Annotated in this window: 19 protein-coding genes; 13 read left to right on the forward strand and 6 right to left on the reverse strand. The window is 62.6% G+C overall.

The genetic code is table 11. The features are described from left to right. Positions 1-55 precede the first annotated feature (55 nt). Positions 56-1,222, reverse strand: a complete 1,167-nt coding sequence (locus tag IAE77_RS19990; protein ID WP_294230524.1) for a pyridoxal phosphate-dependent aminotransferase — start codon at positions 1,220-1,222, stop codon at positions 56-58. A gap of 138 nt (positions 1,223-1,360) precedes the next feature. On the opposite strand from IAE77_RS19990, the gene IAE77_RS19995 reads away from it, so the two are divergent. Genes IAE77_RS19995 through IAE77_RS20035 form a run of 9 tightly spaced genes read left to right on the forward strand, consistent with a single transcriptional unit; the run spans position 1,361 to position 11,971 of the window. After that, positions 1,361-2,602 (forward strand): transcription antitermination factor NusB, encoded by a 1,242-nt coding sequence (locus IAE77_RS19995; RefSeq protein ID WP_294230526.1) that lies wholly within the window; start codon positions 1,361-1,363, stop codon positions 2,600-2,602. Between the two features lie 51 nt (positions 2,603-2,653). Continuing rightward, entirely contained in the window at positions 2,654-3,496 is an 843-nt protein-coding gene (locus IAE77_RS20000; protein WP_294230529.1) for a sugar phosphate isomerase/epimerase, read from the forward strand. Positions 3,497-3,500: 4 nt separating this feature from the next. Next, positions 3,501-5,639, forward strand: coding sequence for a fused MFS/spermidine synthase (locus IAE77_RS20005; protein WP_294230532.1), 2,139 nt, complete (start codon positions 3,501-3,503; stop codon positions 5,637-5,639). 43 nt (positions 5,640-5,682) lie between these two features. Further along, entirely contained in the window at positions 5,683-5,928 is a 246-nt protein-coding gene (locus IAE77_RS20010) for an acyl carrier protein (protein WP_294230535.1), read from the forward strand. Continuing rightward, positions 5,925-7,268: a hypothetical protein gene (locus IAE77_RS20015; protein WP_294230538.1), complete on the forward strand. Its 1,344-nt coding sequence runs from the start codon at positions 5,925-5,927 to the stop codon at positions 7,266-7,268. The genes IAE77_RS20010 and IAE77_RS20015 overlap by 4 nt, the downstream gene beginning before the upstream one ends. Before the next feature lie 7 nt (positions 7,269-7,275). Beyond that, positions 7,276-8,547 (forward strand): FAD-dependent oxidoreductase, encoded by a 1,272-nt coding sequence (locus tag IAE77_RS20020; RefSeq protein WP_294230540.1) that lies wholly within the window; start codon positions 7,276-7,278, stop codon positions 8,545-8,547. Next, on the forward strand, positions 8,544-9,914 hold the full coding sequence (locus IAE77_RS20025) for an AMP-binding protein (protein WP_294230543.1): 1,371 nt from the start codon (positions 8,544-8,546) through the stop codon (positions 9,912-9,914). Before IAE77_RS20020 ends, IAE77_RS20025 begins: the two co-directional genes overlap by 4 nt. An 8-nt stretch (positions 9,915-9,922) precedes the next feature. Beyond that, positions 9,923-11,212: a tryptophan 7-halogenase gene (locus tag IAE77_RS20030; RefSeq protein WP_294230546.1), complete on the forward strand. Its 1,290-nt coding sequence runs from the start codon at positions 9,923-9,925 to the stop codon at positions 11,210-11,212. A gap of 51 nt (positions 11,213-11,263) precedes the next feature. Next, a complete protein-coding gene (locus tag IAE77_RS20035; RefSeq protein WP_294230549.1) occupies positions 11,264-11,971 on the forward strand; it encodes a CAAX prenyl protease-related protein in 708 nt (235 codons plus the stop codon). Here the strand turns inward: IAE77_RS20035 and IAE77_RS20040 are convergent, their stop codons facing one another. After that, on the reverse strand, positions 11,972-13,294 hold the full coding sequence (locus IAE77_RS20040; RefSeq protein WP_294230552.1) for a homoserine dehydrogenase: 1,323 nt from the start codon (positions 13,292-13,294) through the stop codon (positions 11,972-11,974). It abuts the gene before it with no gap. A gap of 208 nt (positions 13,295-13,502) precedes the next feature. Between IAE77_RS20040 and IAE77_RS20045 the strand changes: the two genes are divergently transcribed. The 4 genes from IAE77_RS20045 (at position 13,503) to IAE77_RS20060 (ending at position 16,366) form a co-directional block, all read left to right on the forward strand. After that, positions 13,503-13,739, forward strand: coding sequence for a PEP-CTERM sorting domain-containing protein (locus IAE77_RS20045; RefSeq protein WP_294230558.1), 237 nt, complete (start codon positions 13,503-13,505; stop codon positions 13,737-13,739). Between the two features lie 72 nt (positions 13,740-13,811). Then, the gene (gene ggt / locus IAE77_RS20050) at positions 13,812-15,473 is read left to right on the forward strand and encodes a gamma-glutamyltransferase (protein WP_294230561.1); all 1,662 of its coding nucleotides are present in this window, start codon (positions 13,812-13,814) and stop codon (positions 15,471-15,473) included. 43 nt (positions 15,474-15,516) lie between these two features. Further along, positions 15,517-15,729 carry a hypothetical protein gene (locus tag IAE77_RS20055; RefSeq protein WP_294230563.1) on the forward strand — a complete coding sequence of 71 codons (213 nt, stop codon included), beginning with the start codon at positions 15,517-15,519 and terminating at the stop codon, positions 15,727-15,729. Continuing rightward, positions 15,686-16,366, forward strand: coding sequence for a hypothetical protein (locus tag IAE77_RS20060; RefSeq protein ID WP_294230566.1), 681 nt, complete (start codon positions 15,686-15,688; stop codon positions 16,364-16,366). The genes IAE77_RS20055 and IAE77_RS20060 overlap by 44 nt, the downstream gene beginning before the upstream one ends. Before the next feature lie 6 nt (positions 16,367-16,372). Here IAE77_RS20060 and IAE77_RS20065 read toward each other — a convergent pair whose 3' ends face one another. The 4 genes from IAE77_RS20065 to IAE77_RS20080 form a co-directional block, all read right to left on the reverse strand. Beyond that, on the reverse strand, positions 16,373-17,611 hold the full coding sequence (locus IAE77_RS20065; protein WP_294230569.1) for a response regulator: 1,239 nt from the start codon (positions 17,609-17,611) through the stop codon (positions 16,373-16,375). Continuing rightward, positions 17,608-18,699 carry a HAMP domain-containing sensor histidine kinase gene (locus IAE77_RS20070; protein WP_294230572.1) on the reverse strand — a complete coding sequence of 364 codons (1,092 nt, stop codon included), beginning with the start codon at positions 18,697-18,699 and terminating at the stop codon, positions 17,608-17,610. Before IAE77_RS20070 ends, IAE77_RS20065 begins: the two co-directional genes overlap by 4 nt. Positions 18,700-18,750: 51 nt before the next feature. Next, on the reverse strand, positions 18,751-20,523 hold the full coding sequence (locus tag IAE77_RS20075; RefSeq protein ID WP_294230575.1) for a polyprenyl synthetase family protein: 1,773 nt from the start codon (positions 20,521-20,523) through the stop codon (positions 18,751-18,753). Positions 20,524-20,684: 161 nt separating this feature from the next. Further along, positions 20,685-21,794 carry a tetratricopeptide repeat protein gene (locus IAE77_RS20080; RefSeq protein WP_294230578.1) on the reverse strand — a complete coding sequence of 370 codons (1,110 nt, stop codon included), beginning with the start codon at positions 21,792-21,794 and terminating at the stop codon, positions 20,685-20,687. Positions 21,795-21,933: the final 139 nt, after the last annotated feature.

Below are 21,933 nucleotides of genomic sequence, written 5' to 3' on the forward strand. Positions count from 1 at the left end.
ATGTTCGGAGGTTGCGGTTGATCGTGATTGCCGGTTCCGGCGGTTGTTTCAGAAATCAATGCTGGGAGCAGAACTCCTCGAAGCGGTCCATGCCGGCGTTGATGATGTCCAGGCCGGTGGCGTAGCTGAAGCGGATCGTGTACTCGGAGCCGAAGGCCACGCCGGGCACGGCGGCCACCTTCTGCTTGCTGAGCAGCTTCTCGCAGAAGTTCACCGACTTGATCTGCATCGGTTCGATATCGACGAGGAAGTAGAAGGCGCCCATCGGCTCGACGACGCGGACGTTCTTGATGTTCGAAAGGCGGCCTAGCATGTACTGGCGGCGCACGTCGAACTCATCGCGCATGTCGCTCACGATCTGCTGGTCCATCTGCAAGGCGGCGAGGGCGCCGTATTGCGCGAAGCTGGTCGGATTGCTCGTGGTGTGGCTCTGGATCGTGTCGATGGCCTCGGCGATCTTTTTCGGGGCGGCGGTGTAGCCGAGACGCCAGCCAGTCATCGCATAAGCCTTGGAGAAGCCGTTGATGGTGATGGTGTGGTCGTAGATGTCTTTGCCCAGGGAAGCGATGCTGACATGCTCATGGCCGCCATAGACGAGCTTCTCGTAGATTTCGTCGGAGAGGATCACGATGCCCTCGCCCACGGCGATCTCGGCCAGCGCCTTCAGCTCGTCCTTGGAGTAAACCGAGCCGGTCGGATTGCCTGGCGTGTTGAGAATGATCATCTTCGTCATCGGGGACATGGCGTCCTCGAACTCATCGGGGGTCAGCTTCCAGCCGTTCTCACGCTTCGTTTCGACGATCACCGGAATGCCGCCGACCATGCGCACCATCTCCGGGTAGCTGGTCCAGTAAGGGGCGGGAATGATGACCTCATCGCCCGGATTCACCACGGCGAGGATCGCATTGTAGCAGGAGTGCTTCGCACCGCAGTTCACGCTGATCTGGGAGGGGTCGTACTGCACGCTGTTGTCCACCATGAGCTTCGCGGCGATGGACTCGCGCAGTTCCAGGATGCCGGCGCTCTCGGTGTAGCGGGTTTTGCCGGATGCCAGGGCCTCCGTGGCGGCGGCGATGATCGGAGCTGGCGTATTGAAGTCCGGCTCCCCGGCTCCGAAGCTCAAAACGTCCACGCCCTGCTTCTTCAGCGCCTTCGCCTGAGCTGTGATGGACAGGGTCATGGAAGGGGCGACTTCGGCGATGTTTTTGGCGATGAAATCCATAGAATGAGGCTGGGTTGGACGGTAAAAATGCGGGGGGCCGCCTATAAAGGAGGGGGCCGTGGCTTTGTCAATCAATCGTCCCGTGCGCGTCCATGGCCTGCTTGTGCATGACAAAACGCCGCCGTAGTCATGCCGCACATGACAAGTCAACGCCCGCCCGCCCCCCATCGCCGCCAGCCTGTTCCGATCCGGGGGCTGGCGCTGGATGTGCTCGGAGAATGGGCTGCGGGTGATCGCTTCGCGGCCGAACTTCTCGACCAGGCGCAACGTGAGTGCGGCATCGCTGGCTCTGACGCGGCTTTCTTGCGGGACATCGTGCTCACCACCCTGCGTAATCTCTCGCTGCTCGACCACTGGATCGCCGTGCTCACGGACAACAAGCACCTCGACCATCGCAGCCGCTGGGGCCTGCGCATCGGCCTTTGCCAGCTTTTGATCCTGAAAGTCTCCGAACACGCCGCTGTCAACGAAACCGTCGCCGCCACCGGCCGTGCACGCAGTCTGATCAATGCGGTGCTGCGCCGTGCCTGCCGTGAATCTGCTGCTCTGCTCGATCAAGTCGATGCACGGCCGCTCGAAACCCGCACCTCCCACCCCAACTGGCTCGTGGAGCACTGGCAGACGGTGTTTGGCTCCGAGAAAACGGCCGCGCTGTGCGAATGGAACCAGCAGCCCGCGCCCATGTGTGCTCGCATCAACCGCCTGCATCCCGACATGGCGGATGCATCCGACGATTTCATCGTCTGCGAGTCGCTGCCGCGTGAAGACCTTGCCGCAGGCAAAGTGTACATGCAGGACCCCAGCACGGCGCTCGCCCCACGGCTGCTCGCACCTCAGCCAGGACAGCGCGTGCTCGATGCCTGCGCCGCTCCGGGTGGCAAAACCGCCCTTCTCGCCCAGCTCATGAACAACACGGGCGAAATTATCGCCTGTGACGTCTCGCCAGGCCGGCTGCGTCGTCTGGAAGGCAATCTGCACCGCCTCCAGGTGGCCAACGCGCGCATCGAACAGCACGACTGGGCGCAGGATTCCGTGCCTGCGTTTGCGCAGGATGGCTTCGACCGCATTCTTCTCGATGTTCCCTGCTCAAACACCGGCGTCATGCGCCGCCGAGTCGATGTGCGCTGGCGTTTGAAGCCGGAGGACCTCCAGGCACAGGCGCAAACGCAGGAACGCCTGCTGCGAAACACCCTGCGCGTCCTGAAACCCGGCGGCATCCTCGTTTACAGCACCTGCAGCATCGAACCGGCGGAGAACGAGCAGCTCGTTGCCATGGTTCTCGAATCAACTCCCGGCCACGAACTCGTGACCACCAGCCGCAGCTTCCCACCGGACGACCAGATCGACGGGGCCTTCGCCGCCGCGATCGGCCGCATCTGATCAAAATCCGGCGTGACATTCGTCTTCCCACTCATCACAACTCCTCCCGCCATGAAACTCACCTCGATTCTCCTCTCACTCGGCCTTGCCTTTCAGCTCCAAGCCGCCGACGCGCCAAACGCCGCTGGTTTGCAGCTCTACAGCCTGCGCAGCCAGTTCAAACTTCGCGGTGTGCCGTGGACGCTCGACCGTGTGAAGGAGTTTGGCATCAAGGAGGTCGAACTCGCGGGCACCTACGATCTCACGCCCGAGCAGTTCAAAGCGGAGCTGGAACAACGCGGGCTCAAGGCCGTCAGCAGCCACTTTCCGTATGCACGCTACAAGAACGATCTCGACAACGTCGTGAAGGACGCGAAGACGCTCGGCATCAAGTATGCCGGCTGTGCCTGGATCGACCACAAGGACAGCTTCGATGAAGCTGAGTGCCGCGACGCGATCGCCACCTTCAACAAAGCAGGCGAAGCACTCGCCAAGGAAGGCATCACCATGTTCTACCACGCCCACGGCTTCGAGTTCGAAACCTATGGAGACGGCACGCTCTTCGACCTCTTCATGCGTGAGACGAAACCCGAGTTTGTCTCCGTGCAGATGGACGTTCTGTGGATCGTCTTCCCCGGCCAGGATCCGGTGAAGCTGCTGGAGAAGTACAACGGCCGCTGGAAGCTCATGCACCTCAAGGATTTGAAGAAAGGCGTGCAAACCGGCTTCCTCACCGGCAAAACTGACGTCGCCAACGATGTCACCCTCGGCACCGGCCAGATGGACTGGGCTTCCATCTTCGCCGCAGCCCGGAAAAACGGCGTGCAGCACTACTTCATCGAGGACGAATCCCCCACCTCGATGGATCAGATCCCCAACAGCCTGACATTCCTCCGCGCCAACGGCTTCGAGTGATCCCATGCCACGCCGCCTCCACGCCAGCATCCTGCATGGCGTTTTCATCCTTTCCGGCATCTCGGCGCTGATCTACCAGCTCGTGTGGCAGCGGGCGCTGCTCACGATCTACGGCAGCAACGTCGAATCCGTGGCGATGGTGGTGGCGGCGTTTCTCGCCGGACTCGGCATCGGCAGCCTCTTCGGCGGTTGGATTTCCAAATCCACACGAGCACCGCTCGTGCTACTCTTCGGTCTCGCCGAACTCGGTGTCGGTGCCTACGGCCTCGTGTCGCTGAAGCTGTTCGATACCGTCGGCGCGATCACCTCGGCACAGGCGCACGGCCTCACGACCGGCGTCCTCGTCTTCCTGCTCGTTTTTCTGCCCACGCTGCTCATGGGAGCCACGCTGCCCATGCTCGTGGCGCATCAGGTGCGCGACACCGCGCACGTGGGGCAGACGGTGAGCCGGCTCTACTTCGTGAACACGCTCGGCGCGGCCCTCGGTGCCTTCATCGCCGCGAAATGGCTTCTCGGTGGCTTCGGCATGCGCGGAACGGTTCACATCGCCGCCAGTTTGAATGCGCTCGCGGCTCTGATCGTGCTCATCGCGCTGCGCAAAGCACCGCAAGCCTCCGATCAGCCTGCCACATCACACATTCCTGATCCCTCATCCCAAATCCCCTTCCCCACGGCGCTCTGGTGGTCCGCGCTCTCCGGCTTCCTCGCCCTTTCGTGGGAGATCATATGGTCCCGCGTCTTCAACTTCGCCAGCGCCTCGCGCGCGCCCGTTTTCGGCTACATGCTCGGCAGTTACCTGCTCGGGCTCGCGTTAGGATCGCTGTTCAGCCAGCGATTGCTGGCTAAAGCCGGCGGCCTCCGACTCAAATTCGGACGTTGGGTGCTGTTGTCGAGTGTGTGTGCTTTCATGATCGCGCCAATCACCGCCATCATGGCTGCACAGGTTCATTGGGAATATGGCTTCATCCTCGTCGTTGCCGCGGGGATGCTGCTCGGCATCACTTTTCCACTGCTCTGCCAAGCCGCTATTCCACCAAGTAAAGACACAGGCAGCCAGCTCTCGCGGCTCTATCTCGCCAACATCATTGGTTCCGGTGCTGGAAGCCTGCTCACCGGTTTCCTTTTCATGGAATGGACAAACTTGCAGCTCCTAAGCGTACTGTTGCTGCTCGTTTCGTGGCTGTGGGCAGAGTCAATTGGCCGCTTCCAACTGCCTCACAAACAACGTTGGCAGCCGCTTTGCGTGATGGCCGTCAGCTTGGGCACCTTCCAAGGCTTCTATGAGCGCCTGCAATACAAGCACGACTTCAACTATGGCATGAGCTTCGCCCAGACCATCGAATCGCGCCACGGAGTCATCACGGTGGACACCAGCGGCGCGGTTTACGGCAACGGCGCTTACGACGGCATGATCGGCACGAAGCTGGAGCCGAAGTCCTGGCTCGTGCGGCCTTACTTCCTCTCCGCCGTGCATGATCGCATCGAAAACGTGCTCGTCATTGGCGTCGCCAGTGGTTCGTGGACGCAGATCCTCGTCAATCATCCGCAGGTGAAAAAGGTCACTGCCATCGAGCTCAGCCACGGCTACCTCGATTTGATTCGCTCGCGCCCCGAAGTCGCCAGCCTGCTCACCAATCCGAAGCTCGAACTCGTCATCGACGACGGCCGCCGCTGGTTGCGGCAGCATCCGGAAGCGAAGTTTGACGCCATCGTGATGAACACCACGCACCACTGGCGCGAATTCGCCTCCGCACTGCTCTCCCGCGAGTTTTTGACCGAGGTCAAAGCCCACCTCACACCCGACGGCATCGCCTTCTGGAACTGCACCGAGTCACCACGTGCCGCCCGCACGGGCATGGACGTGTTCCCGCACACGATGATGGTGATGAACCACTGCCTCGCCAGCAACGCCCCGCTGGAGCCAAACCGCGACCGCTGGCAGAAAATCCTCGCCGATTACCGCATCGACGGCCAGCCCGTCATCGCCGCCGATCAAATCGAAGGCGTCCTCACCTTCCTCGACGTCGAATCGCTCCCCGTGCCCGGTGACATGTGGCACTGGTGCCGCCGCGAGGCCATGCAGCAGGCCTGGGGCAAGGCCGAAGTGATCACCGATGACAATCTAGGCCACGAGTATCGCTGAGCGTTGCATTTGCATCCGCCGCCGTCCCTGCCTAAACAGACGCATGCCTGCGACCACTCCCACCGCGATGATCGATCTCGTGCGCGAGACTGTTTTGCCCGATCTGCCTGCTGATTTCAGCGCCGAGGCCGATTTTTTCGAGTCGGGGCTTGATTCGATGGGCGTGATGCAGCTCGTGATGTTTCTGGAGGAGCGCTTCGCCAAGAAGGTGGAGCCTGATGAGCTCAGCCGGGCGAATTTCCGCAGCGGAAACGCCCTGGCCGCGCTGGTGAACGGACAAGCCGCATGAGCACCGCGACGCCCGCCATTCCGCAGTTTCCGATCACCGGCACGGATGGATTCGTCACCGCGCTGGATCATCTCTCGCGTGCCGCGGATGGACGTGGACTCGATGCGCTGAGCCAGATCGATGTCGCCGGCCAGCCGGATGTGGAACGGCTGCGATGGCTCGCAGCCGAGTTACCGAAGCGTCTGCCGCTGCTGCACGCCACGCTGCGCAAAGATGGCGTCTGGGCGGTTCCGTATTGGGAGTGTTCCGGCGAACCGACGCCGGTGCCGATGCAGTTTCATCGCCTCCGTGGCGTGAGCGGGCCGGAAAACTCGGAAGTCGAGTCCATCTCCGAATTGCGAGCATTGCGCATGCATGGGCAGCCACGTGCCTCGCTCGGCCCGCCGCACATCCGCTTCGATGTCGTGCGCACGGGCGATCAAACATGGTCCATCGTGATGAACTGGTCCCACCTGCTGCTCGATGGCACCGGCGTGGAGCTGTTGTTCAAACACATGAACGAGCTGTGGCTCGATCCGCAGGCCGTTTCGCCGCAGCAGCCGGTCATCACGGACAACCGGCCATGGTGGAAGCTGTTTCAGGAGAGCGAGGCATGCGGCCGGCACCTCATGAAACTCGGCGCCGAGCCGTTTGTGTCCGCCAGCCGCGGCAGACTCGTCACCGGCCGCCGTGGCTGCTTCTGGGAGACGTTTTCGCCCGAGGAAACGGCGAAGATCCGGCTCACGCTCGGCAAGATCGGCGGCGACATGATGCGCACTTTCTTCTACGCCGGACTCGCCGCACGCTGCCATCAGGCCGTGTTTCAATCCCGCGGCCAGCATGATCTCTCGTATGCCGTGCCCATGCCGGTGCAGCAGCGGCCGAAGGATGCGAATGGCAAAACAGCCGTGTTTCAGAACCACATGGCGATGTTCTTCTTCATCCTAAAAGAAAACGATCTCACCGACCTCGGCACGGCCAGCAAGGCGCTGATGCGGCAGCACATGGAGCATCTGAAGCTCAAGCGGCACCTGTCCTTCAACGCCATGCAGCTCCTCATGCGCCGCATGCCGGGCAAGCTGATGCTCGACATGGTGCGCCTGGGCCAGCGAGGCGAGATCGCCTCATTCTACCACGCCTACACCGGCAGCTTTGGCGAAGGCATGACGACCTTCTGCGGCGGTGACATCCTCAACGCCATCCACATGCCCACGCTGTGCGCGCCTCCCGGCAGCGGCCTGTTTGTCTCCGAATGCCGCGACCAGCTCACCGTCACCGTGAGTTACCTCGACTCGTGCCTGAGCGAGTCCGAGACCGATCTCATGCGCGAGCGCTGGCGTTCTGACCTTCTCGGTGAATGATGCGGCCATGAACCCGGATGTTCTTGTCATCGGCGGAGGCAGCGCAGGCGTGGCGGCAGCGATTGCCGCCGCACGTCGGGGCGCGGACACGCTGCTGGTGGAACGCCACGCCTTTTTCGGCGGCGCCGGCACCGCCTCGCTCGTGCATTCGTTCTGCGGTTTGTATGATCTGCCTCAAACTCCTGAGGCGGCACCCCAAGTGGCCAATCCAGGGCTGCCGGCCGAGTTGGAGCGCGAACTGCGTGCTCAAGGCATCGCGCATGGCCCGCTGCGCATGGGCAAGGTGGATGTGCTCATGCATCAGCCGCAGCGTCTGGCGTTGTTTTTTGATCAATGGTGCTCCCGACAAGCGAATCTCAAGGTGCTGCTCCACACGAAGGTCATCGATGCCCGGGTGGAGTCTCGACACGTCGCCGAAGTCACACTGCACTGCCGTGGCAGCACCTGGAAAGTGCGTCCACGCACGATCGTCGATGCCAGCGGTGACGCGGTGCTCGCAGCGATCACGAATCATGCCTGGGACCAGACTCCCGCGAAGGAACTGCAGCGCCCGGCCTACATCGTCGGGCTCGCCGAGGTCGATGCCGCTGCTTTGAGCGGCGACGGACCGCTGAAGATCGCCGGATGCCTCGCCCGGGCCATTCAGGATCAAAAATTGCCCGCCGCCGCAGCCGGAGCGCATTTCCGTGCGGGAACGACCGCAAACGAAGCCTTCCTCACGCTCGATCTCACCGGCGACTCGCCCGAATGCCCGTTCGATGCGACCGACGCCCGCAGCCTGACCTGGATCGAGATGCAGGGCCGAGAGGTGACCTTCGCCATCGTCGAGCATCTGCGCACGGCATTCGAAGGCTTCTCGAAGGCACGCATCACCACACTGCCGCTGCGTGCTGGCATTCGCGAAAGCCGCCGCTGGATCGGTGAGACCGTTTTGACCGAAGAGGACCTGCTGGAAAGCCGTGACAGCGATGACTCAGTCGCCTACGCCACCTGGCCAATGGAGCTGCGCGAAACGGCCCGTGGCCCGCGTCTGCTCTATCCGCGTGAGCCGAAGGCCTGCGGCATCCCGCTCGGTTGCCTGCGTGCGCGTGATCTGGGCAATGTGTTCGTCGCCGGACGCTGCCTTTCGGCCACGCATCGTGCCCAGGCGAGCATTCGCGTCATGGGCACGGCGGTGGCGACCGGACAAGCAGCGGGCATCGCTGCCGCAAATGAAGAACAGAACACCGCAGCTCTTGCGCAGCACGTCAGGGCGGCTTTAAGCGATTTAAAAGCGTGAACATCGTCGATCTCATCTTCCAACGAGCCACCGCGGCGGACAACGCGGTCATCAGCCCGGAGCTGAGGCTCACGTTTGGCGAGCTGGAGGCACGCATGAACGACTGCGCGAACCGCATGAGCGCCGACGCGGCATGGCCGAAGAAAAGCCGGCCGCGCATCGGGCTCGATGCTCCCAGCGGTACGGACTACATCGTGGTGGCGCTGGCGATCTTGAAGCAGAACGCCTGCTTTGTGCCGATCCCGGCCGAACTGACCGCCAGCGAGCGTGCGCAGCTCGCGAAATCGACCGCGCTCGATGCGATCGTGTTTGCCAAAAACGCCGAGGATTGGCGCATCGAACCTGTGACGCACGATTCGACGCCTGCCTTCGATGAAGCAGCCCTTGCGGCACTGAACCCGGCTTTCATCCGCTTCAGCAGCGGCACGACAGGCACCTCGAAAGGCATCGTGATCTCGCACGAGACGCTGCTGGGCCGCATCACCGCGGCGAACGAGGGTTTGCGCATCGGTCCGCAGGATCGTGTGCTGTGGGTGCTGCCGATGGCGCATCACTTTGCCGTTTCGATCATTCTTTACCTCTACCACGGCGCCACCACGATCCTCGCCCCTGCGAGCGACCCGAAAGTGATGCTGGCGATGATGCGCGAGCATGGCGCGACGGTGATGTATGGCTCGCCTTACCACTACACGATGCTTTCGGGCCAGCCGGATGCGGCTGCTCTTGGATCCTTGCGTCTCGCCGTTTCGACGGCTTTCGCCTTGAGCACCGAGGTCGCGGCACTTTTCGCGAACAAGACCGGCCTGCACCTCACGCAGGGCATGGGCATCATCGAAGCCGGACTGCCGATCCTGAATTTGGAGCATGCGAAGGACAAACCGACCTCCATAGGCCAGCCGCTGCCTGCGTTTGAGGTGAAACTCGATGACGGCGAGCTGATGCTGCGCGGACCGGGCTTGTTCGACGCGTATCTGACCCCCTGGCAGCCACGAGATACCGTCTTGCGCGATGGATGGTTCGCCACGGGCGACATCGCGGCACAGGATGAGGACGGCTGCCTTTACCTGCGCGGCCGTGTGCGCAGCGTGATCAATGTCGGCGGCTTGAAATGCTTTCCTGAGGAGGTGGAGGCGGTTTTGTGCAGCCATCCAGGCGTCAAAGCGGCGCGTGTGTCCGCACGCGCCCATCCCGCACTGGGAGCGATGCCTTCGGCTGAAATCATCCCGCAGGATGCGGCAGCACCACCGCCGGTGGGCGAGCTGAGAAAACTTTGCCAGGAGCGTCTCTCCGCCTACAAAGTGCCGCTGTTCTACACGTTTGTCTCCGAGCTGCCATTGACCGCCAGCGGCAAGCTGCGCCGCTACTGAAGTCCCCCATGAAACGCTCCCCACGAATCGCCATTCTCGGTGCCGGACCGGCCGGCAGCGCCCTGGCCGCCCTGCTGGCACGTCAGGGCATCCAGTCCGTCGTTTTTGATGACGAAAAACGCCCCGCGCTGCTGGTTGGTGAATCACTCATTCCCGCCATCGTCGCGATTCTCCAGCGCATGGGCATCGAGGACCGCGTGGCCGCCATCGCGCAGCACAAGCCGGGCGCGAGCTTCATCCACCACTGCGGCACGCGGATGGATTTCAACTTCATGTCCGTCAAAGGACGGCTGCCAACCTACGCCTACAATGTGCCGCGGCCCGCATTCGACGATTTGATCAAAGACTTCGCGAAGGAACAAGGCGTGACCTTTGTGAAGCATCGCGCTCACCTCGTGGCGCATCCGGGTGGCAAGCCAGAACTCGAACTGGACGCTGCCGCGCTGGCCGCGGGCGGTTGGAGCGATGGCGACAAGCCCGCGCTCGTCGTCGATGCAAGCGGACGCTCGCGCACTTCGGCCAAACTGCTCGGCATCCAGGCCGAAACGGGTCCGCGCAAGGACACGGCGCACTTCGCGCACTTCACCGGCATCGAGCATCCGTATCCGCAGGGCCAGATCGCCATCATGTTTCACGAATGGGGCTGGAGCTGGCGCATTCCGCTGCCGGACCGCCTTTCGTTCGGCGTGGTGATGAATCCGAAGTCGCTGGCCGACTTCGGCGCGAATGGCGAGGAGAGGCTCGACAAGATCCTGGCGACCGACAGCGTGCTCGCACCGCTCGGGAAGGGCCGTCAGCGCGTGAGCGACGTGTACACTTACACGAACTACCAGCTTCTCTCGGACCGTGCGCATGGTCCCGGCTGGGTGTCGATTGGCGACGCGTTCGGCTTTGTCGATCCCATGCTCTCGCCGGGTGTCTTCCTCGCCCTCGATGCTGCAGAGTCGCTGAGCGCGATCTTTGCGAAGCACGGCGCCGCATTGCTCGATTCCCCTGACAAACTGACGAAGGAACTGGCCGGCTACGAGAAGCGCCAGCGCGCCTGGCACGAGGCATGGCACGAACTCATCTCCTACTTCTACGACGGCCGCATCGTGGCCTTCTACGAACGCGGCATGCAGCTCAAAGCGGACTATCCTGGCTGGTTCAGCAACATGATGGAGTCGGTTTCATCGCGAACGCTGGCGATGATGGCCACGGGAGCCTCCACGATGTCCGCCTGGAACCGTGGTTACCTGCGCAGTTGCTCGAAGTGGCTGCTGAATCGCGACCGGGCCAAGGAACTCGCCCTGCCATAACCTCCGCGAATGATGTTTGCGCGATTGCAGTCCTCCCCCACAGCCGCGCACGTGCTGCCGCTGGTGCTGTTCACGCTATTGAACGCCCTCCCCGGCCTGTTTCGCGTGGAGAACTCGGAGCTGCCATGGCATGTCCGTGCCCCGGAGCACTGGGCCTATCCCTTGCAGACGGTGATCTGTGCGGCCGCGCTGCTGTTCTTCCGAAAACACTACACCCTCAAGCCCTGGCGGGGTCTGGGGCTGGCGTTTGTGCTGGGCATTTTGGGCATTGCCGTGTGGATCGCCCCCTCGCTGCTGCGGGAGCACTGGGTGCAGCAGGGGCACGAACCTGCGTCCTGGTGGAAATGGCTGGGGTTGGCCGAGCGAACGGACGGGTTTGATCCGATGATCGCGAAGGATTCCGCCCTCTGGCTCGGCACGGTGGTCGGCTTTCGCTTTGCGAGAATGGTGCTGGTCGTGCCTTTTATCGAGGAGCTGTTTTGGCGCGGGTTTTTGATGCGATTCTTGCTCGTGGAAGATGGGCGGTTCGAGAAAGTCCCGTTCGGCATGCATTCGTGGCGGGTTTTCTGGATCGTCACCGTGGCGGTGATGCTGATTCACAACACGGAGGACTACCTGGGCGCTCTGGTGTGGGGTTCGCTGATGTATTTCGTGGCCGTGCGGACGAAGAGTCTCGGTGCCTGCGTGTTCATGCACGCGATCGGGAACCTGGCACTCGGGCTCTACGTCATGAAGACGCAGCAGTGGGGCTTCTGGTGATCAGCCCTGAAGGGTCTCCACACGCATCCAGCTCGGCTCTCCACGCACGCATTTCAGCTCGCGGATGGCGGTGATGGCCTTCTTCATGTCGCCGAGACGCGCGTCGTGGATCATGAGCACGAGCGATGTGGCACCACTGGTGTCTTCGAGGTCTTCAGGCTGGATCATCGACGAGATGCCGATGCCGCGCTCCCCCAGCACCGTGGCCACCTGGGCGAGCACTCCCGGCACGTCATCGACGGTCAGACGCAGGTAATAGTGAGACACCGTGTCCTCGATCGGCTTCGATTTGCCGTAGAGGCCATGCGGAACGAACCCGCTGTGGCGTGCGCCATGCATCAGCACGGCGGCGGCCTCGCAGAGGTCGCTGATCACACTGCTGCTGGTCGGGTCCTGACCGGCACCACGGCCATAGAAGAGCGTCTCGCCGACGACATCGCCATTCACAAGCACCGCGTTGAAGGCTCCGCTCACGCTGGCGAGCACGTGCGAAAGAGGCACCAGCGCGGGCTGCGTGCGCACCTCGACGAGGCCGTTTTCATCCGCACGGATGACGGAAAGCAGCTTGATCGTGTAGCCGAGACGGGCGGCGAATTTGAAATCGGTGATGTCCACCCGGTCCACGCCTTCCACGTGCACCTTGTCTTGCGGAATCCAGAAGCCGTAGCTGAGCGACGCCAGGATGATCGCCTTGTGGGCGGCGTCCCAGCCGCTGACATCGAGCGTGGGATCGGCCTCGGCATAGCCTTTTTCCTGCGCCTCCTGAAGAGCGTCCTCATAGCTGAGGCCTGCCTGCGACATGCGGGTGAGGATGTAGTTGCAGGTGCCGTTGATGATGCCGTGGATGGAGCGGATATGGTTCCCCACGAGGCCCTCCTGCAGCACCTGGATGATGGGAATGCCTCCAGCGACGGCCGCCTCGAAGTAAATCGGTACACCGCATTCCTCGGCGAGGGCAAAGAGTTCCTTCCCGCGCTCAGCCAGCAGCGCCTTGTTGCCGGTCACCACGATCTTTTTCGCCCGCAAGGCTGCGGCGACCATCTCGTAGGCCGTGGTCGTGCCGCCGATCAGTTCGACGATCACCGGAATGGCGGGATCATTCACCAGTTCCTTCCAGTCCGTCGTCAGGAGCTCCGCCGGCACCTCCACATCCCGCGACCGGCTCAGATTGCGCACCGCCACGCGGGTCACTTGCAGCTCCGCCCCGATGCGCTGGCTGATCAGGGCCCGGTTCTTCAGGAGATTCTTGAACACTCCGGCACCCACATTGCCTAAACCTGCCAAACCTATGTTGATGACACGCGGGGAGCTGACGCTGGACATGATGGGAGAAGTGTTGCCGGAAAAGAAGGGCCGTAGTCATGGCGGAGGCCCCGGGAACTCGCAAGCGGGAACCCTCGCGAAGACGTGCTCCACAATTCCCCTAGGCGAGCGAACCAAAACCACTGAAAATCAACGATTTGCGTCGAACAAGTCGCAAATTAGGCCTTGTCCGGCGGGGGCCTCGTCTGGTAAAGAATCTTTTATTCATATGGCTTTCCGTTCAATCAGCTACTGGTTCGTCTGTAGCGCTCTCGCTGTCATCGCGGTAGGCGCTGCCGAGCCAGTCGTCGATTCGGCCGCCTTCAACCTGCCGGGGGACGTCCCGGCGCTCGTGCAGCCGGTGCCGGAACCCAGCCGGGCGTTGCTGCTGTTCGCCGGCATCATGGCGATGGCGTTCACCTATCGGAGAGCCTGGCTGAACTGGAAACGCAGTGCCCAGGGCTGACCCCTGGCTTCCCCTGTTTTGGCGAGTGTTTTTTGATCGACGCCCTTCCACGCGCCGCCTAGCCTCGCGGCCATGAAAGCGATTCCCGCCCTGCTTTTCCTCGGCTGTGCAGCCCTTCCCGCCGCTGACCTGTCTTTTCCGAAGGCGGCCGTCGCCAGCGTGAATCCCATCGCCACCCAGGCGGGTGTCCAGGCGCTGAAAAAGGGCGGAAACGCCGTGGATGCCGCCATTGCGGTCGGTTTGACGCTCGGAGTCGTCGATGGGCACAATTCAGGCATCGGCGGCGGCTGTTTCTTTGTCATTCACGGCGCCGACGGCACCGTCACCTGTATCGACGGTCGTGAAATGGCCGGAGCAGCGGCGAGCCGCGACATGTATGTCATCAACGGCAAACTCGACAACGAAGCCAGCAAGACCGGGGCGCTCGCCTCCGGGGTGCCGGGGTATCTCAAGGCCTGCGCCGTGGCCCAGAAAAAGCATGGGAAGCTCAAGCTGGCCGATGTGCTGCTGCCTGCTGCCGAGATCGCGGAGAAAGGCTTTCCCATCGACGAAGTCTATGAGCGCAAACTGGCCGCCACCGCCGCCAAGCTTGCCCTTTTCCCGGCTTCCGCAGCCATCTTCCTCAAAGACGGCAAGCCCTTGAAAAAGGGCGACACTCTGGTCCAAACCGACCTTGCAGCCACCTATCGCGCTGTTGCCGAAAAAGGCGTCGAATGGTTCTACGAAGGCGAATTCGCCGCCAAAACCGCCGAATGGATGAAAAACAACGGTGGCATCCTCACTGCGGCTGATTTCGCGAACTACCAAGCCCCCGAACGCGAACCGATCCGCTCGAAGTATCGCGGCTACGACCTCGTCACCATGCCGCCGCCCAGTTCTGGCGGCGTCCACGTCGCGCAGATCCTGAACATCCTGGAAAACTTCCCGCTGCGACACTTCCGCGCCAGCAGTCGCGTTCACGTCATCACCGAGGCCATGAAGCTCGCCTTTGCGGATCGCGCCCACTGGCTCGGCGACCCCGATTTCGCCAAAGTGCCGCGTGGCCTCGTCGATCCGGCCTATGCGAACGAACTCGCGAAAAAGATCGACCTCGATCACGTGACCGCCGTTCCCGGCCATGGCATGCCGCCGCATTGGGAAGGCGACATCTTCGGGAAACACACCACCTTCCTCTGCACCGCCGACGCCGAGGGCAACTGGGTGGCTCTCAATCAAACCATCAACACCGCGTTTGGCAGCAAAGTCGTCATTCCAGGCACCGGAGTGCTCTTGAACGACGAGATGGACGACTTCGCCGTGCAGCCCGGCGTGCCAAACGCCTTCAAACTCGTCGGAGCCGAAGCCAACGCCATCGCCCCCGGCAAGCGCCCGCTTTCCAGCATGAGTCCGACGATTGTGCTCAAAGACGGCAAGCCCGTCATCGTCACCGGAGCTGCCGGCGGTCCCACCATCATCACGCAGGCGCTGCTGCTGCTCACCCACATCATCGACGACGGCATGCTGCCCGCCGAGGCGCTCGCCGAACCACGCTTCCATCACCAATGGAACCCGGACGAGTTGAAGATCGAAAAAGCCTTCGGCGACGCAACGCTCACTCGTGTGGAGAAACTCGGCCACAAACTGTCCCCGAGCACCAGCTTCGGCGCCTGCCAGGCGATCTACTTCGATGCGGAAAAGAAACTCTTCTTCCCCGCCCACGATCCCCGGGTGCCAGGCAAGGCAGACGGCCAATGACGGCAAGGTTGCCTTTCTCAATGTCTGCCAGTATCATCCTGTCATGTCCTTCGACCCTTTTGCCGTCCAGCTCCCGCCTACGGGCGTTGAGCTGCGCCTCCCGCCGCCCAACCGGCGTGAGTTAAGCTACGAGGAGAAATATCAACAGGTCCGCCGTCACCTGCGTGATGACGATGCTGGAGAGATGTCTGTGCAAATGAAGGCCCAAGTGCATGCCAGCGAAAATCAGCCAGCGCGACTTTGCTCAGTTGCTTGATGGCCCGGCGGTGGATCGCGAAATCGACCGGTTGACTCGTAAACGCGGCGGCTGGCTTGATGTGGCGCAGATCCTCAGCCGCCGAATCAACGGCACCGTGGATTGGGAGCGCCTGGGTCCGGCTGGATCGCGTTATTCCGTCATCGGCAGCCGTGGTGAGGCGGTGCTTTTCGATGATCGCATGGATGAAAGCCGCATCATCAAACTGCGTGGCCGCGAGGAAAACGGCTACGGCACGGCGGGCTTCGGCTGCATCCTGGTGCGCAACGAGCGCGGCATGATCGAATATGGCCCCGGCTCCATGGAGCAGGCATTGGAACGTGAGCGGTTGAGCTGGCAGGTGCTCGGGTTTGGCTGCGAACTGGAGGCGATCATCGGAGACCATGCCGGAATGCTGCTGGCTCAGCGTTTCATCGCCGGACGGGCACCGACGGAGCGGGAAATCCGCTCCTGGATGACCGAACGCGGATGGGAGCCGCTCCAGATGCGGCGGGATGTGTCGGTGACGCTGCGCGACCACGCCTGGCAGCGGGATGGCATCGGTGCGTTTGATGCCAACGAGACCAATTTCATCCGCAGCGAGGCCGACGGCGAATTGTATCCGATTGACCTCATCGTGTGGCCGATGCCGCAGTAGCGGGTGTCAGTCTTCCTTCAGTTTCCGTCGCAGCGTCGCCCGGTTCATCTTCAACGCAGCCGCCAGTCGGGTTGGTTTGCCGTCGAAGCGCTGCAAGAGCGTGTCGAGCATCGAAGCTTCCACTGTTTCGAGCAGATCGTCGTAGGCAGGCATGGATTCGTCGGGACCGGTGGTCTTCTGGTCGAGCCAGGCTGCCAGGCTGCGTTTCATGGTCTCTTCCAGGTGGTTTCCGTCATCGGCTTTGACGAGGGTGGAAGGCAGATGATGCGGCAGGATCGTCCGGCCGCCGCACACGGCGGCGGCGTGCGACATCGAGGTCTTCAGTTCACGCACGTTGCCCGGCCAGGCGTAGGCCTTGAGCGCGGCCAGGGCCTCGGCAGAGAGCACGTGATCCCCCAGGAATGAGGCCGCCAGCGCCGGGAGGTCCGCGGTACGCTCCGCCAGCGGTGGCAGGGTGACCTGAAGCACCGTCAGGGCGTAAAACAGGTCTTCACGCAGCGCTGACAGCTCGCCGCCAGCCGTGCTGAACAACCGTGCCTGCAAACCTGGAATGCGATGCAGCAGCGCCGCCTGCAGGGGCTTTGAAAAGGTGCTGATCTCATCCAGAACGAGCACTCCACGGCCTGCTTTGGCCATCGCTTCGTCCAAGGCGGCCTCCACGCGATCCGCAGCCCATTCATCGGCCCGGAAAACGACCAGCGGCTCGCTCGAACGGGCGCTGTGGCGGTGAATGACCTGCGCGGCGAGCGTCTTGCCGCTTCCCGGCGGTCCTTGCAGCAAAACGGGCGCGTCACAGCCACTCGCCTGGGCGATCACGGCAAAGGCCCGCTGCATGGCATCGCTGGTGCCGATCATCGTTGTTCCGGAGGTCGATGCCGCCTTCGCCGGTGTGAAGACCTCGCGGATGGTACGCTGGATGGCGGCGAGATCGAGGGGCTTGAGGAAGTACTCGCGTGCTCCCAGCCTGCGGGCCTCCAGCGCGGTGTCGAGCGTGCCGTGCGCCGTGATGATGATGACGGGCGGCGGCTTTGGCAGTGCCTGGATTTTCTCCAGCACCTTCAGGCCGCTCACATCGGGAAGACCGACGTCGAGGATGACAAGGCCGAAGTTCTGAGTGCCGAGCTTGTCGATGCCGCCCTGTCCACTGGCCGCGACCACGGGCGTGGCGTCCATGCGGCGCACGACCGTGGCCAGTGCCGCGGCGAGTGCGTATTCGTCTTCGATGATGAGGATGGCGGAATTCATGAGGCAGCAGAAGGAAGTGTCACGGTGACGAGCGCCCCGCCCTTGGGGTGATTCTTCATCTCCAAACGTCCACCGTGGGCCTCCACGATGCCAGCGACGATGTTCAGCCCGACGCCCATGCCGCCTTCCTTCTCGGTGAAGAAAAGCTCGGTGCCCCGGGCCAGTGCGTCTTCGGTAAAACCGGGGCCGGAGTCGGCAAAACGGAGGGTGACCTCGCCGGACCGGTCTTCAGCCCCGATGCGCAGAGAACCGCCGCGCGGCATCGCCTGGATGGCATTCACGAGGATGTTTCGAAAGGCCTGCGCGAGCCGCTGAGCGTCTCCCATCACCCAGATCGGTCCCGCCAAGGTGTTTTCCAGGCGCACACCGGCGTGTTGGGCCTGCGCCTCGAGGTTTTGCGCGACTGAGAGGATGCAGCCCGCCACATCCAGCCTCACGAGCTTCGGCGGCAGCGGGCTGGCCAGATGGAGCCACTGGTTCACGAGGCCGGCGATGACCTCCGACTCGCTCTGAATGATCTGCACCGCCCGCCTGTCCTCCTCATCGCCGGGTGTCATCAGTTGCGCATGCAGTTGGATGGACGCGAGCGGGTTTTTGATGTCATGCGCCAGACTCGTCGCCACGCGACCCAGCATGGCGAGGCGCTCTGACTGTGCCCGTTTGAGGCGTTCCCTCGCGAGCGCCCACCCGACGAGCGCTGAAACGAGCCAGAAGACGAGCAGCGCGTTCCGGGTGCCAGGATCACGCAGTGAAAGCTGCGATGCGGCCGGTTTGCGCGTGAAAATCATGTCATGCTTGCCGTCCAGCCGGATGACCACGGTGTTCTCGTCCGCGGCGTTCGTCGTTCCTGCCTCACGAAACTCGATGTGCTCGCCAATCAGCCGTTCCAGGTCGCGGGCGAGCCGTTCGCTGCGCGGAAGGTTCATCTGGCGCACAAAATCCGCGTCCGCCTGCGCCAGCGCGTGAAACAGGCGTGTCGATTCCTCGCTCTCGCGCTGCCGCAGCCACGCCAGCAGCAGCAACGACCCCACGACAACAAACGCGAGGAAACCGAGGCCGAAGCGCCAGGATTTGAGCAAAGACGTCACGTGGCGAGGATGGAGGCGAGGCGTCCGGGCTGTCAACAGGCCTGGCTGGACTCAAGCCGTGGCGACTTTCGGCACCAGATGCTCCGCAGCCTTGGCGGCTTCTGCCAGCACCTCGGGATTGAGGTTCTTCTGCTCAAACTCGCGGCACCAGCCTTTGATTTCGAGCTCGTTGAAGATCTTGCCCAGCACACGACGCAGCAGGCCCTTCAGGTTCGGCAGTTCGACCTGCTGAAGCGAGCGGATGGCGACTTCCTTGTAGCTTTCGAGCAGCGTCATCGCCTTCTCATGCGCACCGCTTTGCAGCGCCCATTGACGGATGGTGGCGTTGTCGGGCTTCGTGGTGGCCACGCCGTTCCAGAGCGCCTCCATCTGCTCCTTGACCTCTCCCGTGCCTTTTTCACGCAGCAACGACAGCACAATGCTGGGGCGCATGTTCCACTCGTTGCCAGCAGCGGAGTCCTCCCCGAGGTCATCCAGGTCATCGCGGATCTGATAAGCGATGCCGAGGTTCTCACTGTAGGCGTGGAGCACGTCCGCGCATTCGTCGAGCTGGCCGGCAAGAGCTGCGCCCACTTTCAGGGCCACTTCAAAGGCGGGAGCGGTCTTGCTGCGGAAGATTTCCAGCACCTGCGTGCTGCTCAGAGCCACGGGATGACGCGTCCAGAGCAGTTCGGCCCCCTGACCGATGCAAAGCTCGCGCTGGCCTTCCGCCGCGACGAGCAAGGCCGCGCTGCGGATGTGGGCAGGCGCATCGTTGTCAGCCAGAAGGCGGTAACCTTCGCCAATGAGCAGGTCACCGATGTTCAACGCGACAGGAATGCCATGCTCGGTGTGCAGCGTGGTTTCGCCGTAGCGCTCGGCGTCGCCATCCTCGATGTCGTCGTGGACGAGCGAGGCCTTGTGGAAGATCTCGACCGCGATGGCGGCTTTTTTGACGGTGTCGGAGATGGGGCCTTCCGGATCTTCACGCAGCGCCTGATAAGCCGCGACCGTGAGGAAAGGACGCCAGCGTTTGCCAGCGCGTGCCAGCCATTCACGCGCGATGTCGTCGCTGTGACCACGTGAGGGGCCCATGAGCGCGTCCAGCGACTCGCGGGTGAACCACGTCTTCACCTCGTCGTGAAGCGCGTTGAGGTTCAGGCGGCGTGTTTTGTCCTCGCTGGTGAGGTGGATGTAGTCCCACACCCAGTCGATATCGACGACGGTGTCGATGCAGTCGTCCTGGAGCAGCGGCACCGCGACGGCCGGAATGGCGGCGGCTTCCACATACGGGAAGGTGCGCTCCAGCACAGGCAGGCAGGAAATGCCGACGATGGCCTCGATCTTGCCCGTCTGAATGAGTGACATGACGATGGCGCTGCCTTCGGCCACGAGGACGGCGTAACCGAGCTTCTCCGCCTCGTTCTGGAAGTCCTGGATCGAGCACAGCCCGCACTGTTTGCAGAGCAGGCCGAATTCATCGAAGGGAGCCGGGCACTTGCTCTCCACGCGAAGGCATTTCGGCATCAGCAGCAGGCGCTTTTCAAAAGGGATCGTGGCCAGCGACTCGCGCCAGGTCTCATTCGCCAGCAAGACGCCGACGTAGTCGCGATACACCCGGTCGATGCCATAGATTGCCAGTACTTTGTCCGTGTGCTCCTGCAGATCGCCCAAGGGCACAGGCGGCACGAGATTCGCCTCCTCGGCATACTGCCTGACCTGCCCGAGGATCTCATCGCGATGCTGCTTGGTCTGCGGGATGTTCTTCTTCGGCTGGCGAAGACGGCGGTTCAGGCCGGGGATGGGCGGCGGCAGGGCGGCAGAACGAACGGCAACGGTGGACATGAACGAATGTGGAGGGAAGGAGCGGAGGGGCGGGTGCCCCGGTTTAACCGCGCTCAGGGGTGGCTGTCTTGCAGATATTGCGGATCAGTATGCGAATCCTGTGTGTTTGGACCGAAAGAGGACTGGAACGGCAGTGCGACGGCCATTTCGAGATCACCCGGTCACACCACCGTGCCGCGACTGCTCTTCGGGGTGGTTTTCTTGCGCGGTTTGCCCTCAGGAAGGCCTTCGTCCTGCAAAATCGTGTCCTGCGGGAGCGGCTCGGCCCCATCCTCGCCCGGACGCTCCGGTTCGGCGAAGGGAGATGCCTTTTGATAAAGTTTCAGGCGGTCGCTGAACTCGTCCTCCAGCTTCTTGCGTTCGTCTTTGGCCAGATCCTTGTCCTCGTCCAGGACGGCGAGGGAGCGCTTCTGCCAGAGTTCCGCCTCCTTGAATTCGCCATTGCGCGCCAGGGCTGCCGCCATGGTGTCGATCATCTCGTAGGGCTGCACGTCACTTTGCGCCACCTCCGCCACCAGCTTCAGCGCCCGGCGGGCCAGCAGCACGGCGGTCTCCCCGTTGTGCAGATTCTCCTCCGGGCAGGTGGCCAGGAACCAGGCCAGATTGTTCGAGGCCCACGGATCCTCCGAACGCGCCGCACGGCGATACCAGGCACCCGCACGGCGATAATCGACCGGCACGCCCTGGCCGGTGTAGTACATGTTCGCGAGGCGGGTCATGGCAGGCACGAAATCCTGCTGCGCGGCCTTCAAATACCAAAGCGCCGCCTTCGCGGTGCTCTTCGCCAGTCCGCTGCCCATTTCGAGCTTCGAGGCATACGCCGTCTGCGAGGGCGGATTGCCCTGGTCCGCAGCTTTCTTGAACCACTCCGCAGCCTTCTCCAGATCCTTCTTCACGCCTTTCCCGTCCTCATACAGGATAGCCAGACTGTGCTGCGACAGGGCAAAGCCGAGGTCTGCGGAGGTGCGATACCATTCCGCCGCCTTCGCCAGATCCTTCTTCACGCCGACGCCGTCCTCATAAAGCGTGCCCATGATGTGCTGCGCGCGCAGGTGCTTCTGCTTCGCGGCTTTCTCGATGAAAGCCACCCCTTCCGCCGGACTCTTCTTCACCCCTTCCCCGGTGATCATCCGCAGTCCCAGTTCGAACTGCGCCTCCGAGTCGCCGCGGTCTGCCCAGTCCCGGAGTTCCTTCTCATTCACCTGCTGCTGCGCCTGGGAAACGCCCCCCAGCATGAATGCCGCGGAGATGGCACAAGCGATCAGGAACATGAGGGGCTTTTGCTTCATAGATGTGAAAACTACGTCCGGCGGCCCTGCTCTCAACCATCAAAATCACGCGTTCCTTCACAAAACATTCGATCCGCCGGAGTCCCGTCCACAAAATCGGCCAGGAACGGCAGCCCGTCAG

The sequence above is a fragment of the Prosthecobacter sp. genome, assembly GCF_014879935.1.
Taxonomy (GTDB): Bacteria; Verrucomicrobiota; Verrucomicrobiia; order Verrucomicrobiales; family Verrucomicrobiaceae; genus Prosthecobacter.

What these genes read in the sequence shown, in the direction of transcription:
- IAE77_RS19990 (WP_294230524.1), bottom strand. Translation starts at nt 1,222, where the DNA reads ATGGATTTCATCGCCAAAAACATCGCCGAAGTCGCCCCTTCCATGACC.
- IAE77_RS19995 (WP_294230526.1), top strand. Translation starts at nt 1,361, where the DNA reads ATGACAAGTCAACGCCCGCCCGCCCCCCATCGCCGCCAGCCTGTTCCG.
- IAE77_RS20000 (WP_294230529.1), top strand. Translation starts at nt 2,654, where the DNA reads ATGAAACTCACCTCGATTCTCCTCTCACTCGGCCTTGCCTTTCAGCTC.
- IAE77_RS20005 (WP_294230532.1), top strand. Translation starts at nt 3,501, where the DNA reads ATGCCACGCCGCCTCCACGCCAGCATCCTGCATGGCGTTTTCATCCTT.
- IAE77_RS20010 (WP_294230535.1), top strand. Translation starts at nt 5,683, where the DNA reads ATGCCTGCGACCACTCCCACCGCGATGATCGATCTCGTGCGCGAGACT.
- IAE77_RS20015 (WP_294230538.1), top strand. Translation starts at nt 5,925, where the DNA reads ATGAGCACCGCGACGCCCGCCATTCCGCAGTTTCCGATCACCGGCACG.
- IAE77_RS20020 (WP_294230540.1), top strand. Translation starts at nt 7,276, where the DNA reads ATGAACCCGGATGTTCTTGTCATCGGCGGAGGCAGCGCAGGCGTGGCG.
- IAE77_RS20030 (WP_294230546.1), top strand. Translation starts at nt 9,923, where the DNA reads ATGAAACGCTCCCCACGAATCGCCATTCTCGGTGCCGGACCGGCCGGC.
- IAE77_RS20040 (WP_294230552.1), bottom strand. Translation starts at nt 13,294, where the DNA reads ATGTCCAGCGTCAGCTCCCCGCGTGTCATCAACATAGGTTTGGCAGGT.
- IAE77_RS20045 (WP_294230558.1), top strand. Translation starts at nt 13,503, where the DNA reads ATGGCTTTCCGTTCAATCAGCTACTGGTTCGTCTGTAGCGCTCTCGCT.
- ggt (WP_294230561.1), top strand. Translation starts at nt 13,812, where the DNA reads ATGAAAGCGATTCCCGCCCTGCTTTTCCTCGGCTGTGCAGCCCTTCCC.
- IAE77_RS20055 (WP_294230563.1), top strand. Translation starts at nt 15,517, where the DNA reads ATGTCCTTCGACCCTTTTGCCGTCCAGCTCCCGCCTACGGGCGTTGAG.
- IAE77_RS20060 (WP_294230566.1), top strand. Translation starts at nt 15,686, where the DNA reads ATGCCAGCGAAAATCAGCCAGCGCGACTTTGCTCAGTTGCTTGATGGC.
- IAE77_RS20065 (WP_294230569.1), bottom strand. Translation starts at nt 17,611, where the DNA reads ATGAATTCCGCCATCCTCATCATCGAAGACGAATACGCACTCGCCGCG.
- IAE77_RS20075 (WP_294230575.1), bottom strand. Translation starts at nt 20,523, where the DNA reads ATGTCCACCGTTGCCGTTCGTTCTGCCGCCCTGCCGCCGCCCATCCCC.
- IAE77_RS20080 (WP_294230578.1), bottom strand. Translation starts at nt 21,794, where the DNA reads ATGTTCCTGATCGCTTGTGCCATCTCCGCGGCATTCATGCTGGGGGGC.